At 47.2% G+C, this 1,708-nt stretch carries 2 protein-coding genes and 1 tRNA gene; all 3 read left to right on the forward strand.

Going from position 1 to position 1,708, the window contains the following annotated elements; all coding sequences use genetic code 11:
* Positions 1-35: 35 nt before the first annotated feature.
* Positions 36-107, forward strand: a tRNA-Asn gene (locus tag B5E77_RS16690).
* A 203-nt stretch (positions 108-310) separates the two neighbouring features.
* Positions 311-1,189, forward strand: coding sequence for a DUF3737 family protein (locus B5E77_RS16695; protein ID WP_087166486.1), 879 nt, complete (start codon positions 311-313; stop codon positions 1,187-1,189).
* On the forward strand, positions 1,158-1,607 hold the full coding sequence (locus B5E77_RS16700) for an MATE family efflux transporter (RefSeq protein WP_087166487.1): 450 nt from the start codon (positions 1,158-1,160) through the stop codon (positions 1,605-1,607). The genes B5E77_RS16695 and B5E77_RS16700 overlap by 32 nt, the downstream gene beginning before the upstream one ends.
* The last annotated feature ends 101 nt before the right edge of the window (positions 1,608-1,708 follow it).

Raw genomic sequence — 1,708 nt, forward strand, 5'->3', positions numbered from 1 at the left:
TTTGAAGGTATAAGGGAAGAACTTATGCCAGATAATCCTCGATAGCTCAATGGTAGAGCACACGGCTGTTAACCGTGGGGTTGTAGGTTCGAGCCCTACTCGGGGAGCTCGAGGAGAAAAACCTGTAAGCAGAATGCTTACAGGTTTTTTGTATTGTCTGTGCCGCAAAAACGGTTTTTCATAGATTTTAGCTATAGCTGTCTATTCAATACAGGTATTTGATCTTCAAAAAAGGCAGGCATATAATACAGTACAGGAAGACGGCCTGAGATATGAGACAGCATGAAATGACAGCGGAGGAGGAAGTAATATGATAACGATTGAAAATAAAACATTTGACGAAGAACGGGCTTTATATGGAAGCCATGATATTTTGGTAAAGAATTCAGCTTTTGACGGTCCCGCAGACGGGGAGAGCGCGCTGAAGGAAAGCAGCGATATTCAAGTGGAGCATGTGTTCTGCAATCTGCGTTATCCGTTCTGGCATGACCACAGACTGACGATTCGAAACAGTGAGATGACAGAGCTTTGCCGCGCCGCTCTGTGGTATTCTGACCATATTGAGATCACGGATACGAAGATGCACGGGATCAAGGCTCTGCGGGAGTGCAGTGATGTGACAGTAAAAAATTGTGATATCATTTCTCCGGAGTTTGGCTGGTCAGTAAGGAATATGAATATGGAAAACTGCACAGCTCAGAGTGAGTATTTTATGATGCGCTCAGAAAATCTTCGTTTCAGCGGCGTCCGGTTCCAGGGAAAATATTCCTTCCAATATATTGAGAACTCTGTTTTTGAGAACTGTACCTTTGATACCAAGGATGCCTTCTGGCATGCAAAAAATGTGACAGTAAAAAACAGTGTGGTGAAAGGGGAGTATCTGGCCTGGTATTCCGATGGCTTGACGCTGATTGACTGTAAGATCATCGGAACACAGCCATTTTGCTATTGTAAAAATCTGAAGCTGATAAACTGTGAGATGATTGATACGGACCTCTGCTTTGAGAAATCTGAAGTAGATGCGGTTGTAACAACTCCGGTCATCAGCATCAAAAATCCTGCTTCTGGACGGATTCAGGTTCCGGCGGTGGAAGAACTGATTTTTGATGATCCGAATGCCAGGGGTGAAGTGATTACAGGAGATCCGAAGAAGGAAAATGGAAAAGAAAAATTGTGTGCCTGTGCCTGAATCAGCTGAGCAGGCAGGCGCCGTGACGGTCTCCGAGAGTGCCGGAGAGAACCGCGGGCTGCTGCGGGCATTACTTTTTCTGGCCCTTCCTACTGTGGCGGAAGAGATTCTGGCCACGCTGCTGCAGTATGTGGATACGGCGATGGTAGGACAGCTGGGAGAGCAGGCTACGGCCTCCGTCAGCATTACGACGAATGTGACCTGGCTTGTAAACAGTGTTCCCGGGGCCATTGGGACGGCAATGCTGGTGCTGATCTCAAAGGCACTGGGAGCCGGAGACGAGCGGCAGGTGCGCAAGCTGTCACAGCAGGCGCTTTTTCTGGCCATCACAGCAGGCGCGCTCCTGAGCGTGGCTTCGATTGGACTCTGCCCGTATATTCCGGTCTGGATGGGAGCGGAGGAGGCGATTCTGATATGATACCCTCAAGTAGGACACTAAAATATAAAAACCTACTTGGGGGTATTTTATGTCCAGAAAAAGCAAAATTGATGCAGTAGAAAAAGTAAAAATTGTAGAAC

Source organism: Lachnoclostridium sp. An131 (assembly GCF_002160825.1).
Taxonomy (GTDB): domain Bacteria; phylum Bacillota; class Clostridia; order Lachnospirales; family Lachnospiraceae; genus Laedolimicola.

What these genes read in the sequence shown, in the direction of transcription:
- B5E77_RS16695 (WP_087166486.1), top strand. Translation starts at nt 311, where the DNA reads ATGATAACGATTGAAAATAAAACATTTGACGAAGAACGGGCTTTATAT.
- B5E77_RS16700 (WP_087166487.1), top strand. Translation starts at nt 1,158, where the DNA reads ATGGAAAAGAAAAATTGTGTGCCTGTGCCTGAATCAGCTGAGCAGGCA.